Below are 22661 nucleotides of genomic sequence, written 5' to 3' on the forward strand. Positions count from 1 at the left end.
CCCACACGATTTTGGCGATAACAACTCGGTCACATAAACTCGCGTCCGCCCCTTCGTCGTGCGGGGCTTGACGCTCCGGCGCCGATCAGAGCGCGTCCCGACGATGTCGTCGAGGGCCGCCCTCGCACCGGGCTCGGGCTGCGCGCGGCCATTCCCGAGGCAACGAGGTTGTGCCTGTGCCCGCTCACCACGGACGCCATCGCGCCCGCCGGCGCCGCTCTGCCCGCACGCCCGCCGCCGCTCTCACCGTCTCCGTGGCCGTGCTCGCGCTGTTCACCGGCAGCTCCGGGGGCGCCCAGGCTGCGCACGGCGATTCCGCGGCGCACAGCGGGTCCGCGGCGCACGTCGGGTCCGTTGCCGACGTTTCGGCGGCGTTGGAGGCGACGTCGGTGGCGTTGACCGCCGCGCCGCCGATGGCCCCGGTCGCCGCGTCCCGTCCGGCGCCTTCGTCGGCCGCTCCGAAGCCGGCGCCGAAGCCGAAGCCGCGGGGCGAGACGGCCGCGGTGTCGCGAGGGCTCAAGGGCTCCCAGGCCGCCGCCTCCCGCAGCGCTACCCGGGCGAAGGCGCTCGGGCCGCGCCAGACCCTGGCCCGCACCCCCGCGGCGCGCAGCGCCCGGACGACCCGAGCGGCGGCCCAGGCCTTCCCGAGCCTGACGAAGTTCACCTGGACCGGGCCGGTGCACGGCACCCGACAGACGAGTGGTTTCGGCCAGCGCTGGGGCCGGATGCACGCCGGCCTCGACTTCGGCGGACCCGTCGGCACCCGGCTCAAGGCGATGTCCGGTGGAATCGTCACCTACGCCGGTCGCCAGGGCGGCTACGGCAACAAGGTGGAGATCCAGCACTGGGACGGCTCGCTCGTCTACTACGGCCACATGGCCTCGACCTCGGTGAAGAAGGGCCAGGTCGTCATGCCCGGCCAGCTCATCGGGCGCCTGGGAAACTCCGGCCGCTCCACCGGACCGCACCTGCACCTCGAGGTGCGCCCCGGCGGCGGCGACCCCGTCGACCCGTGGCCCTGGCTCGTCGAGCGCGGCATCCTCCCCGCCGACACCCCGCGCTCCTGACTCCCCCGAGCTTCTCCGAACTTCCCCGAACTTCGCTGAGAACTGCGTGTCAGTGGTGAGAACTGCGGTTCGTGTCGCAGTCCTCACCACAACACGCAGTTCTCAGCGTCGATTGCGGTCGTTCGCGGTCGGTCTCGGCGTTGACGTCTACAGCTTCGTCAGCGGGGCGTAGCGCAGCAGGAGCCGCTTGATCTGCTCGCCGCCGAAGTCGACGTGCGCCATCGCCTTCTCCCCCTCGCCCTCGACGCGCACGACCTTGCCCATGCCGAAGCTGTCGTGGGTCACCCGGTCCCCGGGCTTGAGGCTGATCGGCGGGCGGTTTCCCGGAGACCGAACGCCCGGCCGCGCGGCGAGCGTCGCCACCGCGGGCGCGCGGGTCGTGGTGACCGGCCCGGCTCCGCGCATGCCGGTGGCCTGGGTGCGCTCCCAGTCGACGAGTTCGTCGGGGATCTCGTCGAGGAACCGCGACGGCGGCGGGTATTGCGGCTGGCCCCAGGCGGATCGGACGACAGCCCGGGAGATGTGCAGCCGCTCCCGGGCACGCGTGATGCCGACGTAGGCCAGGCGCCGCTCCTCCTCCAGCTCGCCGGAGTCGCCGAGCGCGCGCATGTGCGGGAACGTGCCGTCTTCGAGGCCGAGCAGGAAGACGACGGGAAACTCCAGGCCCTTGGCGGTGTGCAGGGTCATGAGCGTGACGACGCCCTGGTCTTCGGCGGGGCTCTCGTCGTCGGGCTCGTCGGGGATCTCGTCGGCGTCGGCCACGAGCGAGACGCGTTCGAGGAAGTCGTTCAGGGCCGTCGCCGGGTCGGGTTGTTCGTCGGCGTCGGCGAACCCGGCGTCGAACTCCCTGGCGACCGCCAGCAACTCGGAGAGGTTGTCGAGACGGGTCTCGTCCTGCGGGTCGTGGCTGGCGCGCAGCTCGGCGATGTACCCGGTCTGCTCGAGGATCGCCTCGAGCAGACCGGCGACCCCGCTGCCGCCCTCGTGCACCGTCCGCAGCGCCTCGAGCAGCGAGGTGAACCCCTGGATCGCCTTGACCGAGCGGGTCGCGATGCCCGGCGCGTCGGCCGGCGTGCCCAGCGCCTGCACGAACGAGATGCGTTCGCGCTCGGCGAGATTGGCGATGCACGCCTCGGCGCGGTCGCCGATGCCGCGCTTGGGCACGTTGAGGATGCGCCGCAGGTTGACGGTGTCGGCGGGGTTCGCGATGACCCGCAGGTAGGCCAGCGCGTCCTTGACCTCGCGGCGCTCGTAGAAGCGCGTGCCGCCGACCACCTTGTACGGCAGGCCGACCCGCACGAACACCTCCTCGACCGCGCGCGACATCGCGTTCGTGCGGTAGAAGACCGCGACGTCGCCGGGCTTGACGCCGTGCTTGTCGGTGAGGTCGTCGATGGTGCGGGCGACGAACGCGGCCTCGTCGTGCTCGGAATCGGCCACGTACCCGACGATCTGGGCGCCCTCCCCGCCGGCCGACCACAGGTTCTTCGGCCGCCGCGAGGTGTTCTTGGCGATGACCGCGTTGGCCGCGCGCAGGATCGTCTGCGTCGAGCGATAGTTCTGCTCGAGCAGGATCGTGCGCGCGTTGGGGTAGTCGGTCTCGAACTCGACGATGTTGCGGATCGTCGCGCCGCGGAACGCATAGATCGACTGGTCGGCGTCGCCGACGACGCACAGCTCGGCCGGAGGCACCGGAGCCTGACCCTCCGGCACCTCGATCGGCGCCGCCAGCTCCCGGACCAGCACGTACTGGGCGTGGTTGGTGTCCTGGTACTCGTCGACGAGCACGTGCCGGAAGCGGCGCCGGTAGTGCTCGGCGACGTCCGGGAAGGCCTGCAGGATGTTGACCGTCGTCATGATGAGGTCGTCGAAGTCGAGGGCGTTCGCGGCCCGCAGCCGCCGCTGGTACTCGGTGTACGCCTGCGACAGCACCTGGTCGGCCGGGTTCGCCGTCTCCGCGTTCGCCTGGGAGGCGAAGGTCTCCTCGTCGACGAGCTCGTTCTTCAGGTTGCTGACCTGGGCGGAGAAGCTACGCGGCGGGTAGCGCTTGGGGTCGAGGTCGAGGTCGCGCAGCACCATCGCCATGAGGCGCTGGGAGTCGGCGGCGTCGTAGATCGAGAAGTTGCTGCGTAGCCCGACGCGGGTGGCCTCGCGGCGCAGGATCCGCACGCACGCGGAGTGGAAGGTGCTCACCCACATGGCCCGGGCCTTCGGGCCGACGAGCGCCTCGACGCGCTCGCGCATCTCCCCGGCGGCCTTGTTGGTGAACGTGATCGCGATGATCTGACCCGGCTGCACGTGGCGGTGCCCGAGCAGGTAGGCGATGCGGTGGGTCAGCACGCGGGTCTTGCCGGAACCGGCTCCGGCGACGATGAGCAGCGGCGAGCCCTCGTGCACGACCGCCTCGCGCTGCTGCTCGTTGAGTCCGCGCAGCAGCTCCTCCGGATCGGGTGGGCCCGCCTCGGCGCGGCGGTTCCAGCGCGGGTCGGCACTCGGCGCCTCGCCCTGGCCGCGCGCCCACAGCGGCACGCCGGAGGCGTCGACGCCCCCTGCGTCGGAGGCGGAGGCACCGGCCCGCGCGGGCACGTCGCCGCTGGCCTGCGCGGGAGTCAGTCCGGGCAGCGGGATGTCGTGGAGGTCGGCGTCGAAGAGGCTCATCGTAGTGCTCATCCTAGAACGCCTGTTCGCACCCCCGCGCCACCGCCGCCCCATCTGGCCGAAGGCTGCCTTTTCGGTCGAGGGCTCCTGCTGTAACACGAGCCCTCGACCGAAAAGGCAGCCTTCGGCCGGTTTGAGGGGGTCGGGCGTGATGGGGTGGGAGCCACTGCTCACCGATGAGAGGACCGGCCATGGAGCGCGTCAACCACACCCCGCTGTCACCGCTGTCGTTCCTGGAGCGGTCGGCCTCGGTCTGGCCCGACAAGGAGGCGGTCGTCTGCGGCCAGAGCTCGTGGAGCTACCGCGAGTTCGCCGACGAAGTGGCGACGATCGCGGGCGCGCTCTCGGCCAGCGGAGTCGGGCCGGGCGACCGGGTGGCCTACCTCATGCCGAACGTGCCGCAGCTGCTCGCCGCGCACTACGCGGTGCCGCTGCTCGACGCGATCCTCGTGGCCGTCAACACGCGGCTGTCGGCCGACGAGATCGCTTACATCCTCGAGCATTCCGGCGCCAAGGTCGTCGTCGTCGACGGCGCGCTGCTCGACGTGGTCGCCGACGCCCTCAGCCGCGGCGAGGGCGCCCCAGGCGTCACCGACGTCGTGCTCGTCGACGACGAGGGAGCCGGTGTGCTCGGCTCCCCACAGGCCCGGGAGCGGGTCGGCGACCGCCTCGTCGATCTGGCCGAGTTCCGCGAGCGCGCAGCCGATTCCGACGTCGAACCGACATGGGGCGTGCACGACGAGGAGCAGCACCTCGCCCTGAACTACACGTCGGGCACGACCGGCAAGCCCAAGGGCGTGCTGTACACCCACCGCGGCGCCTACCTCAACAGCTTCGGCGAGATCATCCACTCCGGGTTCACCCGCGACACGCGCTACCTGTGGACGCTGCCGATGTTCCACTGCAACGGCTGGTGCACGACCTGGGCGATCACGGCCGTCGGCGGCACCCACGTGTGCCTGCGCGAGGTGCGCGGCGACGCCGTCTGGCAGCTGCTGCACGACGAGCGGATCACCCACCTCAACGGCGCCCCGACGGTGCTGACGACGATCGCGAACGCGCCCGAGCGCACCGAGCTCGACCGCGAGGTGACGATCACGACGGCCGGCGCGCCACCGGCTCCGGCGACGATCCTCGGCATGGAGGCGCTGGGCTTCACGATCGTGCACGTCTACGGCCTCACCGAGGTGTACGGCCCGTATTCGGTGTGCGCCCCGCAGGATTCGTGGGCGGACCTCGACGACGAGGAACGCGCGCGCAGCCAGGCCCGGCAGGGCGTCGGCATGGTGCAGGCCGACCGCATGCGCGTGGTCGACAACGACATGTCGGACGTGCCCGCCGACGGGTCGACGATGGGCGAGATCGTCATGCGCGGCAACAACCTCATGGCGGGCTACTTCCGCGACGAGGCGGGTACGCGGGCGGCGTTCGAGGGCGGCTGGTTCCACAGCGGCGACCTGGGCGTCATGCACCCCGACGGGTACGTCGAGCTGCGCGACCGCGCCAAGGACGTCGTCATCTCCGGCGGGGAGAACATCTCGACGGTGGAGGTCGAGCAGGCGCTGATGAGCCATCCCGACGTGCTCGAGGTCGCGGTCATCGGCGTGCCCGACGAGAAGTGGGGCGAGCGGCCCAAGGGTTTCGTCAAGCTCAAGGACGGCGCGCACGTGACGTCCGAGCAGCTCATCGAGCACGTCAAGGGCAAGATCGCGCGTTACAAGGCGCCCAAGGCGGTGGACTTCGTCGTCGAGCTGCCGAAGACGAGCACCGGCAAGATCCAGAAGTTCGCCCTCCGCGAGGCCGAATGGGGCTCCGGCACCCCGCGCATCCGCGGCTGACGCGCCCACCCACCCCGCCCACCCCGACCATCCCGCTCCCATCTCGGCCGAAGGCTGCCCTATGGGTCGAGGGCTCCGGCCACAGCCCTAGCCCTCGACCGAAAGGGCAGCCTTCGGCCGGTGAAACCCCGCGCACCGGGTGGCGGTGCCGGTGGTTCAGATCGGGGCGGGGTGTCAGGGTGGAGTCATGAGCGCCGGAGACAGCCCGCACGCCGACCGCTACGAGCCCTCCCTCGACGAGGCGCTGCGCCGGCTCGCCGACCAACTCATGGCCGAACACGGCGGTGACGCGCAGGCCGCGCTGCGGGCGCTGCAGGACGACGAACTCCTGCAGTCGCTGGCGACGAGCGCCGGGGCGGAGGGCATCGCGTTCGGGCCCGCCGCCGCGCGCGGCCGCCGGGAGGACGAACCGCGCTTCGAACTGCGCGAATCCCCGCCGGAGCCGGTGGTGTTCGGCGTCCGGGTCGACCTCGACGGGGCGCAACCGCCGATCTGGCGGCGGCTGGAGGTGGCCGGCGACCTGCCGCTGTCCCAGGTGCACACGCTGCTGCAGGCGTCGTTCGGCTGGTTCGACGCGCACCTGCACTCGTTCGCCCCGGTCATCCCGGGGTCGGGCCCGCACATGCGGCCGTTCCCGAACCCCGGCACGGCCGAGTTCTGCGCCGACAACCTGCCGCCGGAACACGAGGTCCGCCTCGATCAGGTCGTCACCGACGTCGGCGACCAACTGCTCTACGAGTACGACTTCGGCGACTCCTGGGACCACAGGATCACCGTGGAGACGGTGCGGCCGCGCACCGACGGCGACCCGCGGGCCCGGCTCCTCGGCGGCGATCGCGCCGCGCCGCCGGAGGACTGCGGCGGCATCTGGGCGTACAACGACCTCGTCGCCGTGCTCGACGGGCGGGCGGCGACGGGCCCGGCGGACTGGCTGGGCGAGTTGCTCGCGCAGATGCCGCCGGACTTCGATCCCGCCGACGCCGGCCTCGGCGACCTCGACCTCGACGAGCTGCTCGACACGATCGATCGGGCCCAGCAGCTCGCCGGAGACCTCGTCGGCAACCCCCGATTCGCCCCGATCGCAGCCGAACTCATCGACCAGATCGCGCAGGTCGACCAGCTCCAGCCGTTCGCGGTGCTCGTCGACGACGCCGAGTTGCCGCTGACCGCCGAGCCCCCGGAGACGGCCCGCGCGGCGGTCGTCGAGGGCCTGACGCCGCAGGAGGCCGAGGCCGTCGTCGCCCCCTGGGCACTGCTGCTGCAGCTGCTCGGCCGCGAGGGCGTGCGGCTCACCGGCGCCGGCTACCTGCCTCCGGCGGTGGTGCACGCCCTGTTCACGGGGTTGCACCTCGACGAGCACTGGATCGGCAAGGGCAACCGCGAGGAACTGACGCTGCCGGTGGCGCAGCTGCGCGAGAGCGCGACCGCGCTCGGGGTGGTTCGCAAGGCCAAGGGGCGGCTGGTGCCGACGAAGGCCGCGCTGGCGGCCGCGGACGACCCGATCCGGCTGTGGCACCTGCTGGCCGACGGCCTGCCCCGAGCGCGCGGCGACCGCGAGCGCTCGACCACCGCGCTCGCGTTGTTCTGCTTCGCCGGGCGGCAGCCGGTGGACGTGTCCTTCGACGGCATGGCGGCTGGGCTGCTCGGGGCACTCGGCTGGCACGTCGACGCGGTCAGTCGCTACGAGATCCGCGACGGCGCCCTGCCGGTGTGGACCGTCATGGAGCGCGGCGGCGGGCTGGACGACGCGGGCGTGCCGACCCCGGCCGCGCGTCGGCTCGCCCGGGCGGCCCTGCTGCGCCACTGACCCGGCCTCGGGTGCGATGTCGCTTGTACCACGCACCTGACACTCAATCGCTTGACACATTCACGGCAGCTCGTCGGCCGGCACGCCGGCCGCGTAACCGTCGCGTTGCGGGTCGGCGCCCCCGCGCAGCCGACCATCGAAGGCCGTGATCGCGTGCACGCCCGCGAAGGCGTAGCTCAGCGGGGAGCGCCGCACCTCGTAGCCGTCCGCGGTGAGCGCGTCCTCCACGCAGGTCGGAATGCGGTTGGAGATGTCGATCGCGTCGCCGGTGGCGGCGATGCGCGGGGCGGCGACCGCCTCCTGGGTGCCCATGCCCCAGTCGAGGAGGTTGGAGACGACCTGCAGGATGCCCGGTCCGATCCACGAGGCGCCGGGAGCGCCGAGGGTGCCCACGGGCCGAGTGGGGTCGTCCGCGTCGAACAGGAGAGTGGGGCTCATCGTCGACAGCCGTCGCTTGCCGGGGGCGAGCGAATTCGCGCGTCCCGGCCGCGGATCGAAGGTGCTCATGCCGCCGTTGAGCATGAAGCCGGTGCCGGGCGGGAGGTAGCCCGACGGGTTGCCGAGTGTGTGCGTCAGCGCGACCGTCATGCCGTCGGCGTCGACCGTCGAGACGTGGGTGGTGTGCCGGGAGTCACCCGCGGGCAGCCGTTCGATGCGCACCCGCTGACCGGAGCGGATGGCATCGGCGAGGGCGTCGAGGCGGGCCGGATCGAGCAGGTCGGGCGGCGCCTCGCCGGTCCCCGCCGCATGGGCGGGGTCACCGGGAAAGTCGGGGTCGCCCGCGTACCGGTCCCGATCCCGCAGCGCGGTCTTCATGACCTCCGCAAGCAGCCGCAGGTGCTCGGCGTCGTTGTGGCGCACGTCGGGCGGGGCGGGCATGAGCCGTTCGAGCAGCGCGAGCGCCTGCAGCAGGTAGGTGCCGCCGCCGGGCGGGGCGGGCACCCCGACTCCCCAGCCGCGGTAGCCGGCACGCATCGCCGCACACTGTTGTGTGTGGAATGACCGCAGGTCGGAGACGGTGAGCAGCCCGCCGTCGCGCGTCACGGCGTCGGCGACGACCCCGGCGAGCTCGCCCTCGTAGAGGCTGTTGGGGTCGCGGGCGACGAGGTCGAGGACCTCGGCGAGCTCGGGGTTGACGACGCGTTCGCCGAGGCGTTTGGGCGTGCCGTCGTCGCGCAGGTAGAGGCGGCGACCGTCGGGCGTGAGGGCGAGCTTCTCGGCGAAGTCCATGCGGCCGTAGCGGCGTTCGTCCTGGGTGAAGACGGTGGCGACGTGCGGGCGCACGAGCCAGCCCGCGCGGGCGAGCGCGATCGCGGGCCGCACGAGGTCGTCCCACGGCAGGCGCCCGTGGGTGGCGTGGGCGTCGGCGAGCGTGCGCAGGGTGCCGGGCACGAGCACCGACGTGGGGCCGGACTCGTTGACGAAATCGCGCACAATGAAACCGAATCCGTCGCTGGTCTCGCCGAGCACGCGGTCGGCCCACAGGTCCGGGGTCGCGGAGCCGGGCACGCGCCCGAGCCCGTCGTACACGACCGGCTCGGTGTCGGGCGCGGCGAGATGCAGGAGGGCGAAGCCGCCGAGCCCGCACATGAGCGGGTCGACGACGCCCTGCACGAGGGCCGCGGCGATCGTCGCGTCGAGGGCGTTGCCGCCGGCCCGCAGCACGGTGGCGCCGACGTCGACCGGCTCCGGCTGGGGCGCGACGATCATCGCGGCCGGTTCGGGCAGGGTGCGCTGCGGTCGAGCCATGCCGGCCAGGCTACGGAGACGACCGGGCGACGGCGACCCGCGCCTGTTTCCCGGCGCCAGGGGTATGGCTAAAACCGCTGTTCACGGCGCGTTCTCCCGTCTTGTCGGCGGTCGCGGGTACGGTGCCGGAAACCCACCGATCAAGGAGATCTCATGGCCCTGCAGCTCAACCCGTACCTGACGTTTTCCGGGCAGGCGAAGGAGGCAATGGAGTTCTACGCCGACGTGCTCGGCGGCACGCTCAACGTCATGACGTTCCGAGACGCCGACACCGACATCGACGGCATCATGCACGCCGCCCTGGAGACGCCCACTGGCTTCCATCTGTACGCCAGCGACCAGTTCGAGCGCATGGGCCCGGATCTCGTGCACGGCAACAACATCCAGATCAGCCTCTCCGGCGACGAGGCCGACGCGCTGCGCGGCTTCTGGAGCAGGCTGGCCGAGGGCGGCCAGGTCGTCATGCCGCTGGAGCGCCAGATGTGGGGCGACGACTACGGCCTGGTCACCGACAAGTTCGGGATCTCCTGGCACGTCAACATCGCCGGGGGCGCCGCTGAGTAGCCGAGCGGTTCAGCAGCGACGTCGGTGAGTGGCCGGCGGCTGCACCCCTCAGGTCGCCGGGGCCCAGGGCGTGACGAAGTCGTTCGCCGGGCGGCCTTCCACGGCGGCGTTGAGCTCGGCGGCCTTGGCGCCGTCGATCGCTTCGCGCAGCAGGTCGGCGTGCCCGGCGTGCCGGGCGAATTCCTCGACGTGGTGCACGACGAGGTAACGCAGCGCGCCCTCGCGGGGCTGCGTCACCCCGTACCAGGGAAACGGCCCCATCGGCATCGTCGCGTCGAGGTCGGCGGATCCGACCATGTCGAGGTAGCGCCCGCACAGGCGGGCGTAGATCTCACGCATGCGCTCGAGGGACTCGTCCGCGGCGAGGGCGAACGTGCCGTAGAAGTCGCCCAGGTCGAGGTCCGGATCGGGTTCGTGGCCGGCGCCGGCGAGCGCGCCGGACATGCACCAGGCCACGTGCTTGAGCAAGCCGGCCAGGCTCAGCTCCGAGGGCAGCGGCCGAGACCGCGCCTGCTCCTCGGTCAGTCCGTGGGAGGCGTCGCGGACGGCGTTCAGCTGCTGCTCCAGGTAGTTGACGAGCGTCGTGCGTTCGTCGTGGACTGCGGGAAAGTACATGGTCGGCTCCTGTCCTCAGGTGGCTTGGTCCCCTCACCGTCGACGATGAACAGGTCCGATCCCGTCCGCTATGGTCGGCCGACCGCGCTCACCGCACGAGTATCGCGGCGGGGCCGGCGCGCCCGCCTCACCCGCGAGCGAGTGCTCAACCCGCCTGAGCCGGGCTGTGGGCGAGCACGACACTGGCTCCGACGGCGAGCGCAACGCCAAGGAGTGCCGCGAGGTCCCAGCCGGGCCGAACGGTGTCGCCGAGCACGGCCACCCCGAGCAGTCCCGGCACGACGACCTCGACGACCCACAGCGCGGCGGTCGCCGGACCGATGGGTCCGCGCTCGAGCGAGCGGGCGTACATCACCGCGCCGATGACGCCGTAGGCGACGACCAGCCAGGTCATCGGGTCGGAGAGCGTGGCGGCGAGGCTCCCTTCGCCGAGTCGGGCGACTCGGGCTCCGATCGCGGCCCCGGAGAAGCCGAGCGCGGCGAGCACGGCCAGCGGCACCGAGCGCCCGCGGCGGTACGCCAGCGCGCTGACGAGCCCGAGCACCACGAGACCGACCGCCAGCGCCGGATCGAACCACCCCGGAGCCGGGCGGGTCGATTCGGCTGCGGCGGAGGCCGACACGAGCACCAGACCCACGGTGACGACGGCCACCGCCGCCACGTCGCGCCGGACCATGCGCACCTTGAGCACGGGCACCGCGACGAGCACCGTGACGGCGAGCGACCCGGCGAGCAGCGACTGCACGGCGAACAGCGGCAGCCGCGTCAGGGCGAGCAGCGAGCACAGCCAGGCCAACCCGTCTCCGGCGAGACCGGCGAGGTAGCCGGGGTGACGCAGCACGGCCGGCCCGCTGGCGCGCGCGGCGGCGTATCCCTGCGACACCGACGCGAGCCCGTACAGCACCATGCCGCCGAGGGCGGCGAGGAAGGCGAGAGTCACGCGGCCATCCTCGCGCCCTACCGAATCCCCTCAGCAGCGGCCTGACGCACGAGACGCTCGATGCCGCGCGGAGCGGTGCGGGTTCGGGTGCCCACTCGGTCGCAGACTCGGTGTCCGCTCCAGGTTCGCCTGCCCCCGAGGCCGTTCGCCCGTACAGTGACCGCGACGTGCCCTACCTGAGCACCACGAGCACCCCAGAGCACCGGGAGGCGAAGATGCCCCGATCGTTGCTGCGAGTCACCACCGCCGCGGCCTGTGCGGCCCTGGTGGCGACCGGCCTGGCCACACCCTCCGCCGCGTCGGCCGACCGGTCCAACCCGTCCGCGTCGGCCGGCCCGACCGCCGCCTCCGGCCCGGCCAACCGGTCCGACGACACGCAGGCCAGTTGCGCAGCCCTGGAGGGACTGCGGGTCCCCGCCAAAGACATCGGTCTACGTACGCGAGGGGCCACGATCACGGCGACGAACCCGCAGGACTCTCCCGCCTCCTTCTGCCAGGTACTCGGCGAGATCCACCCGGTCGACCGGTCCGCGCCGCCGATCCGCTTCCAGGTCAACCTCCCTCGCGACTGGAACCGGCGCACGATGCTGTTCGGCGGAGGCGGGTACAACGGCACGATCGCCGCCGGTGTCGGGCAGGTGCCCGCGGGCCCGGTGACCGGACCGACTCCGCTGCAGCAGGGGTACGTCACCTACGGCAGCGACTCGGGCCATCAGGCGGGCCCGGCCACGAGCCGCGACGGACGGTTCCTCGCCAATGACGGGGCGCTGGCCAACTTCGCCGGTGACGCGCTGAAGAAGACCCACGACGTGGCGATGCGCCTCGTCCGTGAGCGCTACGGCGCGGCACCGACATTCCGTTACGTCGCGGGTGGCTCGACCGGCGGCCGGGAGGCGCTCATCGCCGTGAGCCGGTGGCCGCGCGACTTCGACGGGGCGATCGCGCTGTACCCGGCCTGGAACGCGGTCGCGCTCAACCTGCAGTTCGGCGCGATGGCGCGGCAACTCGCTCGGCCGGGCGCCTACCCCAGCCAGGCCAAACGCACCGCGCTGCTCACCGCGGCGACCCAGGCCTGCGACACACTCGACGGCCTCGCCGACGGCGTGATCTCGAACCAGAAGGCCTGCGATCAACGGTTCGACCCGGCGACCGCGAGGCTGGACGGCGTGCCCTTGCGCTGCCCCGCCGGCAAGGACACCGGCCCGAACTGCCTGTCGGACGAGCAGATCCGCTCGTTCCGGGTGCTCGACGACCCGATGCGGCTCGGCTACCGGCTGGCCAACGGGGCCCGCGGCTACCCGGGCTTCACGACCTGGGGCACGGACTTCGGGCGGCTGTCCGACCACCCGCTGCAGGCGACGGTCGTCAACCTCACGCTCGGCCTCGTCGCGCCCGCGTCGCCGATGCCGCCGGTGACCGCGACCGCCAGCCCGCCGTACGGGGCGACGTTCTGGGACGAATGGGTGCGCTACGGCGTCACCCGCGACGCCGGATTCGACTCGCTGTCCCTGGACCCGACCCACCCCGGCACGTGGCGCCAGCGGATCGTCGAGCTGAGCCGGCTCCAGGAGGCCGACACCCGCGGCCTGCGCGCGTTCGCCCGCCGAGGCGGCAAGATCCTCGTGGCGCACGGCGTGCACGACGGTCTGGTGAGCAATCGCGCCTCGCAGGACTACCTGCAGCGTGTCCGAGACGAGGTGGGCACCAAGCGATCTCACGACCTGATCCGCTACTACGAGATCCCCGGCTACGGGCACGCGGCCAGCACGGTGTTCAACGCCGAGTGGGACTCGTTGCGCGCGCTGACCGACTGGGTCGAGCGCGATCGGGCGCCGCGGGCGCAGGTCGTCACCGACCGGGCTGGCGAGCCGGACGGCCGCACGCGTCCGCTGTGCGAGTTCCCCACGTGGCCGCGTTACGACTCCGGCGACGTGAACCGCGCCGAGAGCTTCCGCTGCTCCCGAGGATAAGTGCGCAAAAGCGACCAAAGGATCTGACCTGTAAAAATGCCCACATAGGACCAATGGGCCGATGCCTGTCGGACGATCGTCCGCCATCATGAGTCCATGTCCGGTTCACGATCCGAGCAGGAGGGGCTCAGGGAGGTGCTCCGACGCCTGCAGGAGGCGTTCGATGCCGTTCCCAGCGAGATCATCGAGGAGTGGGTGCGCCGCGAGCATGCGGCGCTGACCGGCCCGATCCGCGACTTCGTTCCCGTGCTCGTGGAGAAGGCGGTCAGAGACCAGCTTCGCGCCCTTCAGCGGCGCGCCGAGGTGATCATGACGCCCCTCAACGAGGCCGCCGGCCTCGGGGTCTGACCGTCGAGTTCACTGGTCGAAACGGCGATCTCGGCCGGTGATACGGGACCGGGCGGGTCGCACGGAACCACGTCCGCGGAGCCGGTTTCGCGGAGCCCGACCGGCCCGGTCCGACGGCTCAGGCTCACGTGCGAAAAGGTGGGCGCGGCGAGCGGCCCCAAGTAACGCCACCCGCCGCCACCCGACGCGCCAGCCGACGCCGTCCGACGCGACCCGACGAGTACCCCGACGCGTCACCCCAGCGGCTTCGCGAAGCTGAGCTCATGCCCGTCGGGGTCGCGCAGGTGGAAGTACCGCTCGCCCCACGGCGCGTCGGCCGGCTCCGTCTCCGGAGAATGCCCGGCGGCGACGGCCCGGCGGTGCACGGCATCGACGTCGGCGACCCAGATGATCGCCCTCCCCCACACCGGCTCCGCCGGGCGCCACGCGGGGTCGAGCTGCACGTTGAGGAAGCTGCGCCCGCACCGGAACGTCGTGAATTCGTCGCTGCGGTAGGCGGTCTCGAAGCCCAGCGACTCGTAGAACGCCGCCGATCGGGCCATGTCGGCGGTCACGAGGGTGACGGCGTTGATCTCACGAAACGGCGACGCGGACATGAGCCAACCGTGGCAGAACCCCGCTGTGCCGGCGCGCCCGGGCGACGGATTGCCTCGAGCCGAGCCGCCCTGAAAGATGTGCGGGTGCCACCGGAACTGTCCCTGCTCGTCACGTGCGCCGCGCTCGCCGCGGCCACGGTGGCGCAGCGCGTCGTGGGCATGGGCTTCGGCATCATCATGGCGCCGCTCGTGGCGATCATCGACGGGCCGCTCGCCGCGGTGCTCGTCGTCAACGTGTACGCGGCGCTCGCGTGCGCGCTCATGGTGCCGGGCCTGTGGCGCCACATCGACTGGAGCCGGTGGCGCTGGCTCGTCGTCCCCGCGACCGTCGGCAGCGTCGCCGGTCTGTTGATCGCGCGCGCCACCGACGCCGACGTGCTGCGGGTCGGAGTCGGGGTGGCCGCCCTCGCGTCGGTCGTCGTCTCGGTGCGCTTCGCCCGCACGGACCATCGCGTCGACGGCCCGGGCACGCGCACGGCGGCGGGCGCGACGATCGGCCTGCTGAACTCCTCGGTGGCGCTCGGCGCCCCGCCGATCGCGGTGTACGCCATGGTCAGCCGCTGGAACAACCCGTCGTTCACCGCGACGATGCAGCCGTTCTGGGTGGTGTTGTGCCTGGTCACACTCGCGCAACGGCAGCTCGTCGCGCCGGGCGGGGCGCCGGCCTGGCCGTGGTGGGGCTGGGTCGTCGCCGCCGTCGCGACGACCGCGGGGAGCCTGACCGCGGAGCCCGTCGCTCGCCGCGTGCCGCCGCGGGTGGCCCGGCTCGGGGTCATCGCGCTGTCGCTGGCCAGCGGCGTCGCGGTCACGGCGGTCGGCCTCGCGGGGCTGCTCGGCTGAGCGACCCCGCGAGGGGCGGGTCGGCCGCGAACGACGCTCACTCGGCCGGAAGCTCGGCGAACGCCTTCTTCACACCGAAGTACCAGTCCAGCGACTTCTTCGGCCGCTTCCACCGGCCCTTCATGTCCTCGCGGGCGGGCTGGTGCGCGGTGTCGCCGGCGTCCTCGCGCTCTTTGAGGTGCCGGTCCTGGGCCTGGATGACGTCGTCGGCGCTCTCGCCCCGGTGGGCCAGGTCGCAGGGTCCGCCGAGCTGTCGGCAGGTCATGGTCTTCATGTCGGGTCCTTCCGTGGCGGTGGATGAGGTGCCTACACCGAGTTGACGGGCGGCGGGCGGCCGATGTGACCGGCTCAGCGGGTCGGCTTCACGGCGCCGTCGGCGCGCTTGACGAGCTGAGCCAGCAGACCCGGCTCCGCGCGGAAGTCGATGCGGCGCACGAGACCGTCGGTCACGGTGAAATCGAAGGCGACCCGGGCCACGCCGCGGTCGAACCAGGCGGCGCCGGGCCGGCCGGCGACGAACACGGGGAAGGCGGTCGCGGCGGCGCCGTCGAAGAAGTCGGCCACCTGCGCGCGCCCGGCGATCCGCGTCGGCGTGCCGATCGCGACCGCGGCCTCGTCGCCGGCGATCACGGCGTCGGGAGCCAGTAGCTCCAGGAGCCGGGCCAGCTCGCCGCCCTTGGCGGCGGCGAGGAAGGCGTCGACCACCTGCCAATCGGCGGGCCGACCCCCGTCGTCGTCAGGGCCCGCGGCGAGCGAGACCTTTCCCCTCGCCCGGGAGGCGAGCTTGCGCGCCGCCGCGGGGCTGGCGTCGAGCACGCGCGCGGTGAGGTCGAAGTCGAGGCCGAAGCTGTCGTGCAGCACGAACGCCACCCGCTCGCGGGGCGTGAGCCGGTCGAGCACGACCTGCAGCGCCAAGCCGACGGACTCGGCGAGCACGACATCGTCCGTCGGGTCGCCGGCGTCGACGGCCGGGTCGATGTCGTCGACGGGCTCGGGGATGCGGGCGCGCAACCGGTCCAGGCACAGGCGCGAGGTGACCGTCGTCAACCACGCGGGCAGGCTCTCGATGTCGGCGGTCGTGGCGTGCAGCCGCAGCCAGGCCTGCTGAACCACGTCCTGCGCCTCGGCGGCGTCGCCGAGCATGCGGGTGGCCAGGCCGACGAGACGCGGTCGTTGCGCTTCGAAGGCGGCCGTCGTGTCCGTTTCGCTCATGGATCTTTGACGCTGCTCGCGCGCGGAGTGTGACGGCAGCCGGAGCGGGTGGTCACCCGGTGATCGAGAAGCGGGTGTGACCCTTCGGGCTGGCCGGATGCACCGACACCGAGGTGACACGCGACCCACGCGGGCCCTGGCGACACCAGTCGACGAGCGCGCCGACGGCGTCGGCGTCGCCCTCGAAGTGCGCCGAGACGGTGCCCTCGTCGTCGTTGTTGCGCACCCAACCGTTGACGCCCAGTCGGCGGGCCTGGTCCTGGCAGGAGTAGCGGAAGCCTACGCCCTGCACGTAGCCGTCCACCTCGACCTCGACGCTCTTGTCAGCCATGTGCGTGAGTATGACGGCGCGGCCTCGCCGGGGCAGCCCGGAGACGCGATCTGCGCCGATCGGGTCAGTGGCACTCGAGGGCACCCCAGTGCGCTAGAGAACGTCCTCGAGGTCGTAGGCCGAGTGCAGCGCCTCGGTCAGCACCGGTTCCTGGTCGGAGAAGAACCAGCCGATCTGTCGCTCCAGGTCGCGCTGGGGCACGGTGACGACATTGTCGAGATTGACGACACACGCTCCGTCGAGGCCGTTCCTCACCCCGACCGGCACCTCGACCGACAGGCCCCGGACGCGGCTCGTGATGGGCGCGACGCTCACGCGGGTCATCCGTGGGCGGGAGGTCTCCCGCGTCAACATCAGGACCGGCCGCACCTTGTCGAGTCGCGCCAGCAGGATCGGGCGCATCAGTCGAGGTCGGAGAGGTCGCTGCGTCGCCCCAGCTCGGCGATTCCCGCCAGCTCGTCGTCGTCCGGCGACATCGCAGCGTAAATCGCCGCATCCCGTTCGGCGCAGGCCCGCCGGCGCTCTCGGCGAAGCGCGCGCTCGACGAGCGAGGCCCTGCTGCGCGCACGCCCGGCTCCGACCTCCGCATCGGCGAACGCGACGAGGTCATCGGCGATCCGCACGGTGATCTGAGTCGTCATCTCGTCACGATACCGACATGGGAGTCACTTCGGTATCAGGGCGATTGCGGCTGCTGTTCACTGCGCCCACCGGGTCCGGCCGAGTTTCGTCACGATGGCCCGCTCGAGACGGACGGGAACAGCATGTATCGATGTATTGAGACAATGAACGGAAGTGTCGGCACGCAGTGGCGAGAGCCCGGGCCGGCGGTCGAGACGCATCTGTCGCTGCGGTTGCGCGGCGTCATGACGTGCCTGAGCCACGGGATGTGGCGTGCGGCCCTGCACCGAGACCGTTCGGTGGCTAGCGTCGGTGAATGGGCATCTACTTCCCCGACCCGTTCCCCGTCTCGCCGGCGGCCACGTGGTTCCCGGGCGGCCATGACGTGGAGTTGACGACGCAGGACGGGCTGCGGCTGGGCGCCTGGCTCGTCGAGCCCGTCGGCGAAAAACGTGACGTGGCCGTGCTGTTCGCGCCAGGCAACGGCGGTAGCCGGGAGGGGCGGGTGCCGCTCTTCGCGGCGCTGGCCGACCTGGGCCTGACCGTGCTCGCGCTCGACTACCGCGGCTACGGCGGCAACCCCGGCGACCCGTCCGAAGACGGGCTCGCCGCCGACGCCCGGGCGGGCGCGGAGTACCTGCGCGAGGTCGGCTTCGCTCCCGAGCGCACGATCTATCTCGGGGAGTCCCTGGGTACGGGCGTGGTGACCCGTCTCGCGACCACCGATCGCCCGGCCGGGCTGGCCCTGCGGTCGCCATACACGAGCATCGTCGAGGTCGGCGAGGTTCACCCGGGATTCCTGCCGCCGGAGCGTCGAGACGTCGACGCCTTCCCGCTCCTGGACTACCTCGCCGATCTCGATGTGACCGTCACGGTCATCCACGGCACGGCCGACGACGTCGTGCCCTCCGTGATGAGCGCGCAGGTCGCGCGGGCCGCCCGGGACCTGCGCGAGGAACTACGCCTCGACGGAGTCGGTCACAACGACGCGGTGATGTTCGGCCCGGTCGTCGCGCAGGCCGTGGCCCGGCTCGTCGACGAGGTGGTTCCGGCGTGAGGCCCGCCTCCGACGAAGCACCCGCGACCGCTCAGGACCGCGTCGAACGACCGCGATACCCGGTCACCGCCGCGCTGCCGAGCCTGGTCGCGACGTGGATGTTGATGTCCGACGGCGAGATCGATGAGCTGGGTCAGCACACGCTCGAGCGCACGCCGCGTGAGTCGCTCGCGCGGGAGCCGACGGTCGCACCCCCGAGGCGGCCGGCGCGTCGTTCTCGGCACCGACATCGGTTATACGCTCGTTTGAGGATCGGCCGCGACCTCGGGGCAGCCGGGGACGGGCCGATTGGTCACGGACGAGAAGGCCGTTCGCCGAGTCGAACCAGGACGATGCCGCTGAGGCCCACACCAGCTGCTCGCCGGGGGCGGCCTGCACGCGAGCGCACCCGGCGCGACGGGAGAGCGATGAACAACCAGATCGACACCGACCGCGACGAGGCCGTCGATCGAGGTCTGCCGACGATCCTCGACCTACGTGATGTCCGACCGGCCTGGCTCTCGGACGTCGGCGGCAAAGCGGCGGGCCTGGCCGGCCTCATGAGCGCGGGCTTCCCAGTTCCGGAAGGCTTCTGCGTCACCACGGCCGCCCACCGCGACGGCGTCCTCGACCTGGACGCATTGGCGTCGGCCCTGACCGCGCTGGGCGATGGCCCCGTGGCGGTCCGCTCCAGCGCGACCACCGAAGACCTGCCGGACGCGAGCTTCGCCGGCCAGCAGGACACCGTGCTCAACGTGCGCGGCCTGCAGGCCGTGGCCACCGCCATCCGCCGGATCTGGGCGTCGCTGCACACGCCGCGAGCGGTCTCCTACCGCCAGGCCCGGGGCATCACCGCGGATCCGGCCATGGCCGTCGTGGTCCAGCGCATGGTCCAGCCGCGCGCCGCGGGCGTGCTGTTCACCGTCGACCCGCTCACCCAGACGCGCGGACGGGCGGCGATCGACGCCGCCGAGGGTCTGGGCACCCAGGTCGTCGACGGCGTCGTCGGCTCCGATCACTACACGATCGACGCGAACGGGACGATCACCGGCCCGAGCGGCGGATGCCTGCGCATCGCCGAGGTTCGCGAGCTGGCCAGGATCGGTCGGCACGTCGAGGAGACCTTCGGTCGCCCTCAGGACATCGAGTGGGCCATCGACCATGACGGCACCCTGTGGCTGCTGCAGTCGCGGGCCATCACGAGCCTCTTCCCCCTCGTCGAGAACCCCGGGGGCGAGCCTCGCGCCTTCATGGAGGTCGGCCACATGCAGGGGATGCACGGACCGGCCACGCCGATGGGCCAGGCCGTGCTGGATCAGGCCCTGCAGGACTGGCTCGAGCCGTTCGGGTTCACCGACGTCCGACCGGGGGCGTGGTTGACCTACGTCGCCCACCGGATGTACGTGGACCTGACCGCCTATCTGTGCAGTTCCACCACGCGCTCGCACCTGGACGCGTCCCTGGACGTGTACGGTCCGCGGGTCAAACGGGCGGTGCTCAGCCTGCTCGACGACCCGCGGTTCAACCCGACGCAGTCCCTGCCGCTCCGGCCGCGGACGCTCGCCCGCCTCCTCGTGCGGGTGCTCGCACCCATGCTGGCCCGCTGCGTCGTCGCGCTCGCCGACCCCCGCGCCGCGCGGGAGCGGGCCTTCGCCGCCGCCCAGACCCTGCGGCAGTGCTCCGTCGTGCCCGACGACCTCGACGCCTCGACCCGGCTGCGTCTGGCGTCCCGCCTCCAGCGGCCCCTCATGTACGCGGTCTCCGAGCAGCTCGGCGCCCTCTACGGCGCACTCCTGGCGCGCGAGGTCGCGACGGGATTGCTGGCCGGCATCGCCACCCGCGACGAGGTCGATCAGACCCAGCGGGGCATGCCCTACAACGTCACCGTCGACATGGACCTCGCGCTCTGGGAGGTGGCCCAGCGCGCCCGGGGGCACGGACACGCGGCGCTGCTCACCGACACCCCGCCGGAGGAGCTCGCCCGCCGGTACCGCGCCGGTGCACTGCCCGACATCGGCCTGGCGGAGTTCCTGCGGCGGTACGGTCACCGGGGCGCCGCCGAGATCGACGTGGGCGTGCCGCGCTGGCACGAGGACCCCACGGCCGTCTTCGCCGCCCTCGCCGGATACGTGCAGGTCACCGACCCCGAGGCCGCACCCGACCAGCGGTACGCGCGCGCCATGGCGCAGGCCGAGCGGTCCCTGAGCAGGCTCGGCGAGCGAGCGATCAGGCAGCGCCCGCTGCGAGGCCGGGTCGCCATGTTCCTGCTCCACCGCAATCGCGAGCTGGGCGGCCTGCGCGAACTGCCGAAATTCAGCTGGCTCTACCCGCTCGACCAGGTGCGCACGCAGCTGCTGCGCACCGGCGAACAGCTCGTCGAACGCGGGCTCCTCGACCGGCCCGACGACATCATGATGCTGTTCTGGCCGGAGGCCGAACAGGCCGCGGCCGGCGCCGACCTGCGTGCCCTGGTCGCCGAGCGCCGCCGCGCACACGACCGCGAACGGCGTCGGGTCCACGTGCCCGCGCTGCTGCTCTCGGACGGCACCGACGTGGAAGCCACGCTGCCCGCGCTCGTCGACGAGGGCGTCCTGGCGGGACTGGCCGCCGCACCCGGCGTGGCCAGGGGCCGGGTTCGGGTCGTCCACGATCCCCGCACGGCCACCGTGCTACCCGGCGAGATCCTCGTGGCCCGCACCACCGACCCAGGCTGGACCCCGCTGTTCCTGACCGCCGCCGCCCTGGTCACCGAGACCGGCTCACCGATGGCCCACGGCCCCACCGTCGCCCGCGAATACGGCATCCCCGCCGTCATCTGCCTCGCCGACGCGACGACGAGGCTGACCACCGGCGCGTACATCGAGGTCGACGGGTCCGCCGGGACCGTTCGGCCACTCGATGTGAGCGACGGCGACGGCTCAGAGGCCCAGCTGCGAACCAGCTGACGACGACCGAGCGCGGCCGCAGACCCGCACCCCACCGCCGAGCGCCCCCGGCTGGCTCAGAAGAAGTGCAGCAGCTCGAGCCGCTGCGCCGCGTCGGCGACGAGGAGGAATCCGACGATGCCGAGGACCCAACCGAGCAGCTCGTCTGCGTTGCGGGAAAACCAGTCCCCGAGTCGCACGAGCACGGGCTCGATCGCCCGATGTGCCACGAGCCGGAGAACGAGCAGCACCAACGCGGGACCGGTCATCACGAGGACGTAGCCCGCGAGGGTCCCGCCGACGGCGAGCGGGCCGAGCTTCGCCTGGGTGATGATCCCGATGGCGCCGAGGTAGGGCAGCATCGAGGCGACCTCGACCAGGCCGGCCGCGAGCGCCACCGCCATCACGACTCCTGCCCGCGGCTTGTCGCCGACCAGCGCCTGCGTCCAGCGCTCACGCCGCGACGTCCCGGCCACCGCCCGTCGCCGTGCCGCGCGCTTCTTGTCGAAGCGGAAGCTCCACGCGAACAGGCCGACACCCACAGCCAACTGCCCGTAGGTGAGCAGTCCCCCGTCGTCGAGGCCGGCGAAGGCCCGCTGCAGGCCCGCCGCTCCGAGGACGAGGACGACCCCGAGGAGCCAGTAGAACCCGGCGATGGTCGCGAGGTAACCCAAGAGAGCGGCGACCCGCACCCGCGGCTGGACCAGCATGTACACGGGGATTCCGAGCGTGCCGAAGCTCGTGCTGTCGACGAGGGCCAGTGCCGCGAGGGCTGCAGCGGTGGCGACGACGGTGTCCATGCGGGTCTCCGATCATGATGGCTTTTTAGAACAGTCGCATGAAAACCGATTCAGAGCAAGTGTGCTAAAAAGGAGGGGTGCCCAAGATCGTCGATCACGCCGCTCGCCGTGAGGAACTCGCGGGGGCTGTCTGGCGCCTGGTGGGGCGCGAGGGTATCGCCGGTGCCTCCGTGCGCGGAGTCGCCGCCGAGTCCGGCTGGTCGATGGGGGCGATCAGGCACTACTTCTCAACCCACGACGAACTCCTCCGGTTCGCGCTGGAGGTCATGACGAGGCGGATCAGCGAGCGGGTGCTGGCGCTGTACTCCGACCACCGATCGGGGGACGCCGATCGTGCGCGGCTGGCCCTGGAACAACTTCTCCCGATCGATTCGGACCGGACGGTCGAGGTGCTGGTGTGGCTGGGTTTCATGACCCGCGCGCGCATCGACCCCGATCTCGACGAGATCCGGCTCGAGGGTTGGCGGGGAGAGCGGTTCATCTGCCGTCTGGCCGTCGCGGATACCACCGGGGTGCCCCTGCCCGCCTCGCTGGAGGCGCAGCTCGCCCCGCAGCTCGAGGAGGCGGCCGCGCGCGTGCACCTGGGAATCGACGGCCTCAGCATCCAGGCCGCCATCTACCCGGAGTTCTGGCCGGCCGACCAGCAACGCACCGCCGTCGCGACCCTGTTGGCCGAAGCCACGGATCCCCACGCCATGTCGCCTCGCAGCGACGCCTGACGTTCGCGCCGAAGGGGCGCCCGGGT

At 72.1% G+C, this 22661-nt stretch carries 21 protein-coding genes; 10 read left to right on the top strand and 11 right to left on the bottom strand.

What is annotated here, in order from left to right:
• Positions 1-176 precede the first annotated feature (176 nt).
• A complete protein-coding gene (locus PINTE_RS03305) occupies positions 177-1067 on the top strand; it encodes a M23 family metallopeptidase (protein WP_068426208.1) in 891 nt (296 codons plus the stop codon).
• Between the two features lie 147 nt (positions 1068-1214).
• On the opposite strand, the gene pcrA is transcribed toward PINTE_RS03305, so the two are convergent.
• Entirely contained in the window at positions 1215-3725 is a 2511-nt protein-coding gene (pcrA, locus tag PINTE_RS03310; protein ID WP_084343177.1) for a DNA helicase PcrA, read from the bottom strand.
• 191 nt (positions 3726-3916) lie between these two features.
• On the opposite strand from pcrA, the gene PINTE_RS03315 reads away from it, so the two are divergent.
• Positions 3917-5563: a long-chain-fatty-acid--CoA ligase gene (locus PINTE_RS03315; protein WP_068426212.1), complete on the top strand. Its 1647-nt coding sequence runs from the start codon at positions 3917-3919 to the stop codon at positions 5561-5563.
• 187 nt (positions 5564-5750) lie between these two features.
• A complete protein-coding gene (locus PINTE_RS03320; RefSeq protein WP_068426215.1) occupies positions 5751-7370 on the top strand; it encodes a plasmid pRiA4b ORF-3 family protein in 1620 nt (539 codons plus the stop codon).
• Between the two features lie 60 nt (positions 7371-7430).
• Here PINTE_RS03320 and PINTE_RS03325 read toward each other — a convergent pair whose 3' ends face one another.
• Positions 7431-9119 (bottom strand): gamma-glutamyltransferase family protein, encoded by a 1689-nt coding sequence (locus PINTE_RS03325; RefSeq protein WP_068426218.1) that lies wholly within the window; start codon positions 9117-9119, stop codon positions 7431-7433.
• 153 nt (positions 9120-9272) lie between these two features.
• Here PINTE_RS03325 and PINTE_RS03330 point away from each other — a divergent pair, with 153 nt between their 5' ends.
• Positions 9273-9683 (top strand): VOC family protein, encoded by a 411-nt coding sequence (locus tag PINTE_RS03330; protein ID WP_068426221.1) that lies wholly within the window; start codon positions 9273-9275, stop codon positions 9681-9683.
• 48 nt (positions 9684-9731) lie between these two features.
• Here the strand turns inward: PINTE_RS03330 and PINTE_RS03335 are convergent, their stop codons facing one another.
• Both PINTE_RS03335 and PINTE_RS03340 read right to left on the bottom strand, forming a co-directional pair.
• Complete coding sequence (locus tag PINTE_RS03335) at positions 9732-10298, bottom strand: DinB family protein (protein WP_068426223.1); 567 nt, start codon at positions 10296-10298, stop codon at positions 9732-9734.
• A gap of 145 nt (positions 10299-10443) precedes the next feature.
• A complete protein-coding gene (locus PINTE_RS03340) occupies positions 10444-11238 on the bottom strand; it encodes a hypothetical protein (protein ID WP_068426226.1) in 795 nt (264 codons plus the stop codon).
• A gap of 167 nt (positions 11239-11405) precedes the next feature.
• Between PINTE_RS03340 and PINTE_RS03345 the strand changes: the two genes are divergently transcribed.
• The gene (locus PINTE_RS03345; RefSeq protein WP_217996478.1) at positions 11406-13208 is read left to right on the top strand and encodes a tannase/feruloyl esterase family alpha/beta hydrolase; all 1803 of its coding nucleotides are present in this window, start codon (positions 11406-11408) and stop codon (positions 13206-13208) included.
• A 96-nt stretch (positions 13209-13304) separates the two neighbouring features.
• Positions 13305-13556 carry a three-helix bundle dimerization domain-containing protein gene (locus tag PINTE_RS03350; RefSeq protein ID WP_068426230.1) on the top strand — a complete coding sequence of 84 codons (252 nt, stop codon included), beginning with the start codon at positions 13305-13307 and terminating at the stop codon, positions 13554-13556.
• 233 nt (positions 13557-13789) lie between these two features.
• Here PINTE_RS03350 and PINTE_RS03355 read toward each other — a convergent pair whose 3' ends face one another.
• Entirely contained in the window at positions 13790-14152 is a 363-nt protein-coding gene (locus PINTE_RS03355; protein WP_068426233.1) for a VOC family protein, read from the bottom strand.
• A gap of 84 nt (positions 14153-14236) precedes the next feature.
• On the opposite strand from PINTE_RS03355, the gene PINTE_RS03360 reads away from it, so the two are divergent.
• Positions 14237-14992, top strand: a complete 756-nt coding sequence (locus PINTE_RS03360) for a sulfite exporter TauE/SafE family protein (protein WP_157087051.1) — start codon at positions 14237-14239, stop codon at positions 14990-14992.
• Between the two features lie 37 nt (positions 14993-15029).
• Here the strand turns inward: PINTE_RS03360 and PINTE_RS03365 are convergent, their stop codons facing one another.
• The 5 genes from PINTE_RS03365 to PINTE_RS03385 all read right to left on the bottom strand — a co-directional run bounded on the left by PINTE_RS03365 (position 15030) and on the right by PINTE_RS03385 (position 17176).
• Positions 15030-15266, bottom strand: a complete 237-nt coding sequence (locus PINTE_RS03365) for a hypothetical protein (RefSeq protein WP_068426239.1) — start codon at positions 15264-15266, stop codon at positions 15030-15032.
• Positions 15267-15340: 74 nt separating this feature from the next.
• The gene (locus PINTE_RS03370; RefSeq protein WP_068426243.1) at positions 15341-16204 is read right to left on the bottom strand and encodes a sigma-70 family RNA polymerase sigma factor; all 864 of its coding nucleotides are present in this window, start codon (positions 16202-16204) and stop codon (positions 15341-15343) included.
• Positions 16205-16256: 52 nt separating this feature from the next.
• Positions 16257-16535: an acylphosphatase gene (locus tag PINTE_RS03375; protein ID WP_068426244.1), complete on the bottom strand. Its 279-nt coding sequence runs from the start codon at positions 16533-16535 to the stop codon at positions 16257-16259.
• A 93-nt stretch (positions 16536-16628) separates the two neighbouring features.
• On the bottom strand, positions 16629-16937 hold the full coding sequence (locus tag PINTE_RS03380) for a type II toxin-antitoxin system PemK/MazF family toxin (protein ID WP_068426245.1): 309 nt from the start codon (positions 16935-16937) through the stop codon (positions 16629-16631).
• Positions 16937-17176 carry a hypothetical protein gene (locus PINTE_RS03385; RefSeq protein WP_068426248.1) on the bottom strand — a complete coding sequence of 80 codons (240 nt, stop codon included), beginning with the start codon at positions 17174-17176 and terminating at the stop codon, positions 16937-16939. Before PINTE_RS03385 ends, PINTE_RS03380 begins: the two co-directional genes overlap by 1 nt.
• A gap of 296 nt (positions 17177-17472) precedes the next feature.
• Here PINTE_RS03385 and PINTE_RS03390 point away from each other — a divergent pair, with 296 nt between their 5' ends.
• The gene (locus PINTE_RS03390; RefSeq protein ID WP_068426251.1) at positions 17473-18213 is read left to right on the top strand and encodes an alpha/beta hydrolase; all 741 of its coding nucleotides are present in this window, start codon (positions 17473-17475) and stop codon (positions 18211-18213) included.
• Between the two features lie 407 nt (positions 18214-18620).
• Complete coding sequence (locus tag PINTE_RS03395) at positions 18621-21137, top strand: PEP/pyruvate-binding domain-containing protein (protein WP_084343178.1); 2517 nt, start codon at positions 18621-18623, stop codon at positions 21135-21137.
• Positions 21138-21193: 56 nt separating this feature from the next.
• Here PINTE_RS03395 and PINTE_RS03400 read toward each other — a convergent pair whose 3' ends face one another.
• The gene (locus tag PINTE_RS03400) at positions 21194-21916 is read right to left on the bottom strand and encodes a GAP family protein (RefSeq protein WP_068426254.1); all 723 of its coding nucleotides are present in this window, start codon (positions 21914-21916) and stop codon (positions 21194-21196) included.
• Between the two features lie 77 nt (positions 21917-21993).
• On the opposite strand from PINTE_RS03400, the gene PINTE_RS03405 reads away from it, so the two are divergent.
• Positions 21994-22635, top strand: coding sequence for a TetR/AcrR family transcriptional regulator (locus tag PINTE_RS03405; RefSeq protein ID WP_068426257.1), 642 nt, complete (start codon positions 21994-21996; stop codon positions 22633-22635).
• Positions 22636-22661: the final 26 nt, after the last annotated feature.

It is taken from the genome of Piscicoccus intestinalis NBRC 104926 (assembly GCF_001515525.1).
Taxonomy (GTDB): domain Bacteria; phylum Actinomycetota; class Actinomycetes; order Actinomycetales; family Dermatophilaceae; genus Kineosphaera; species Kineosphaera intestinalis.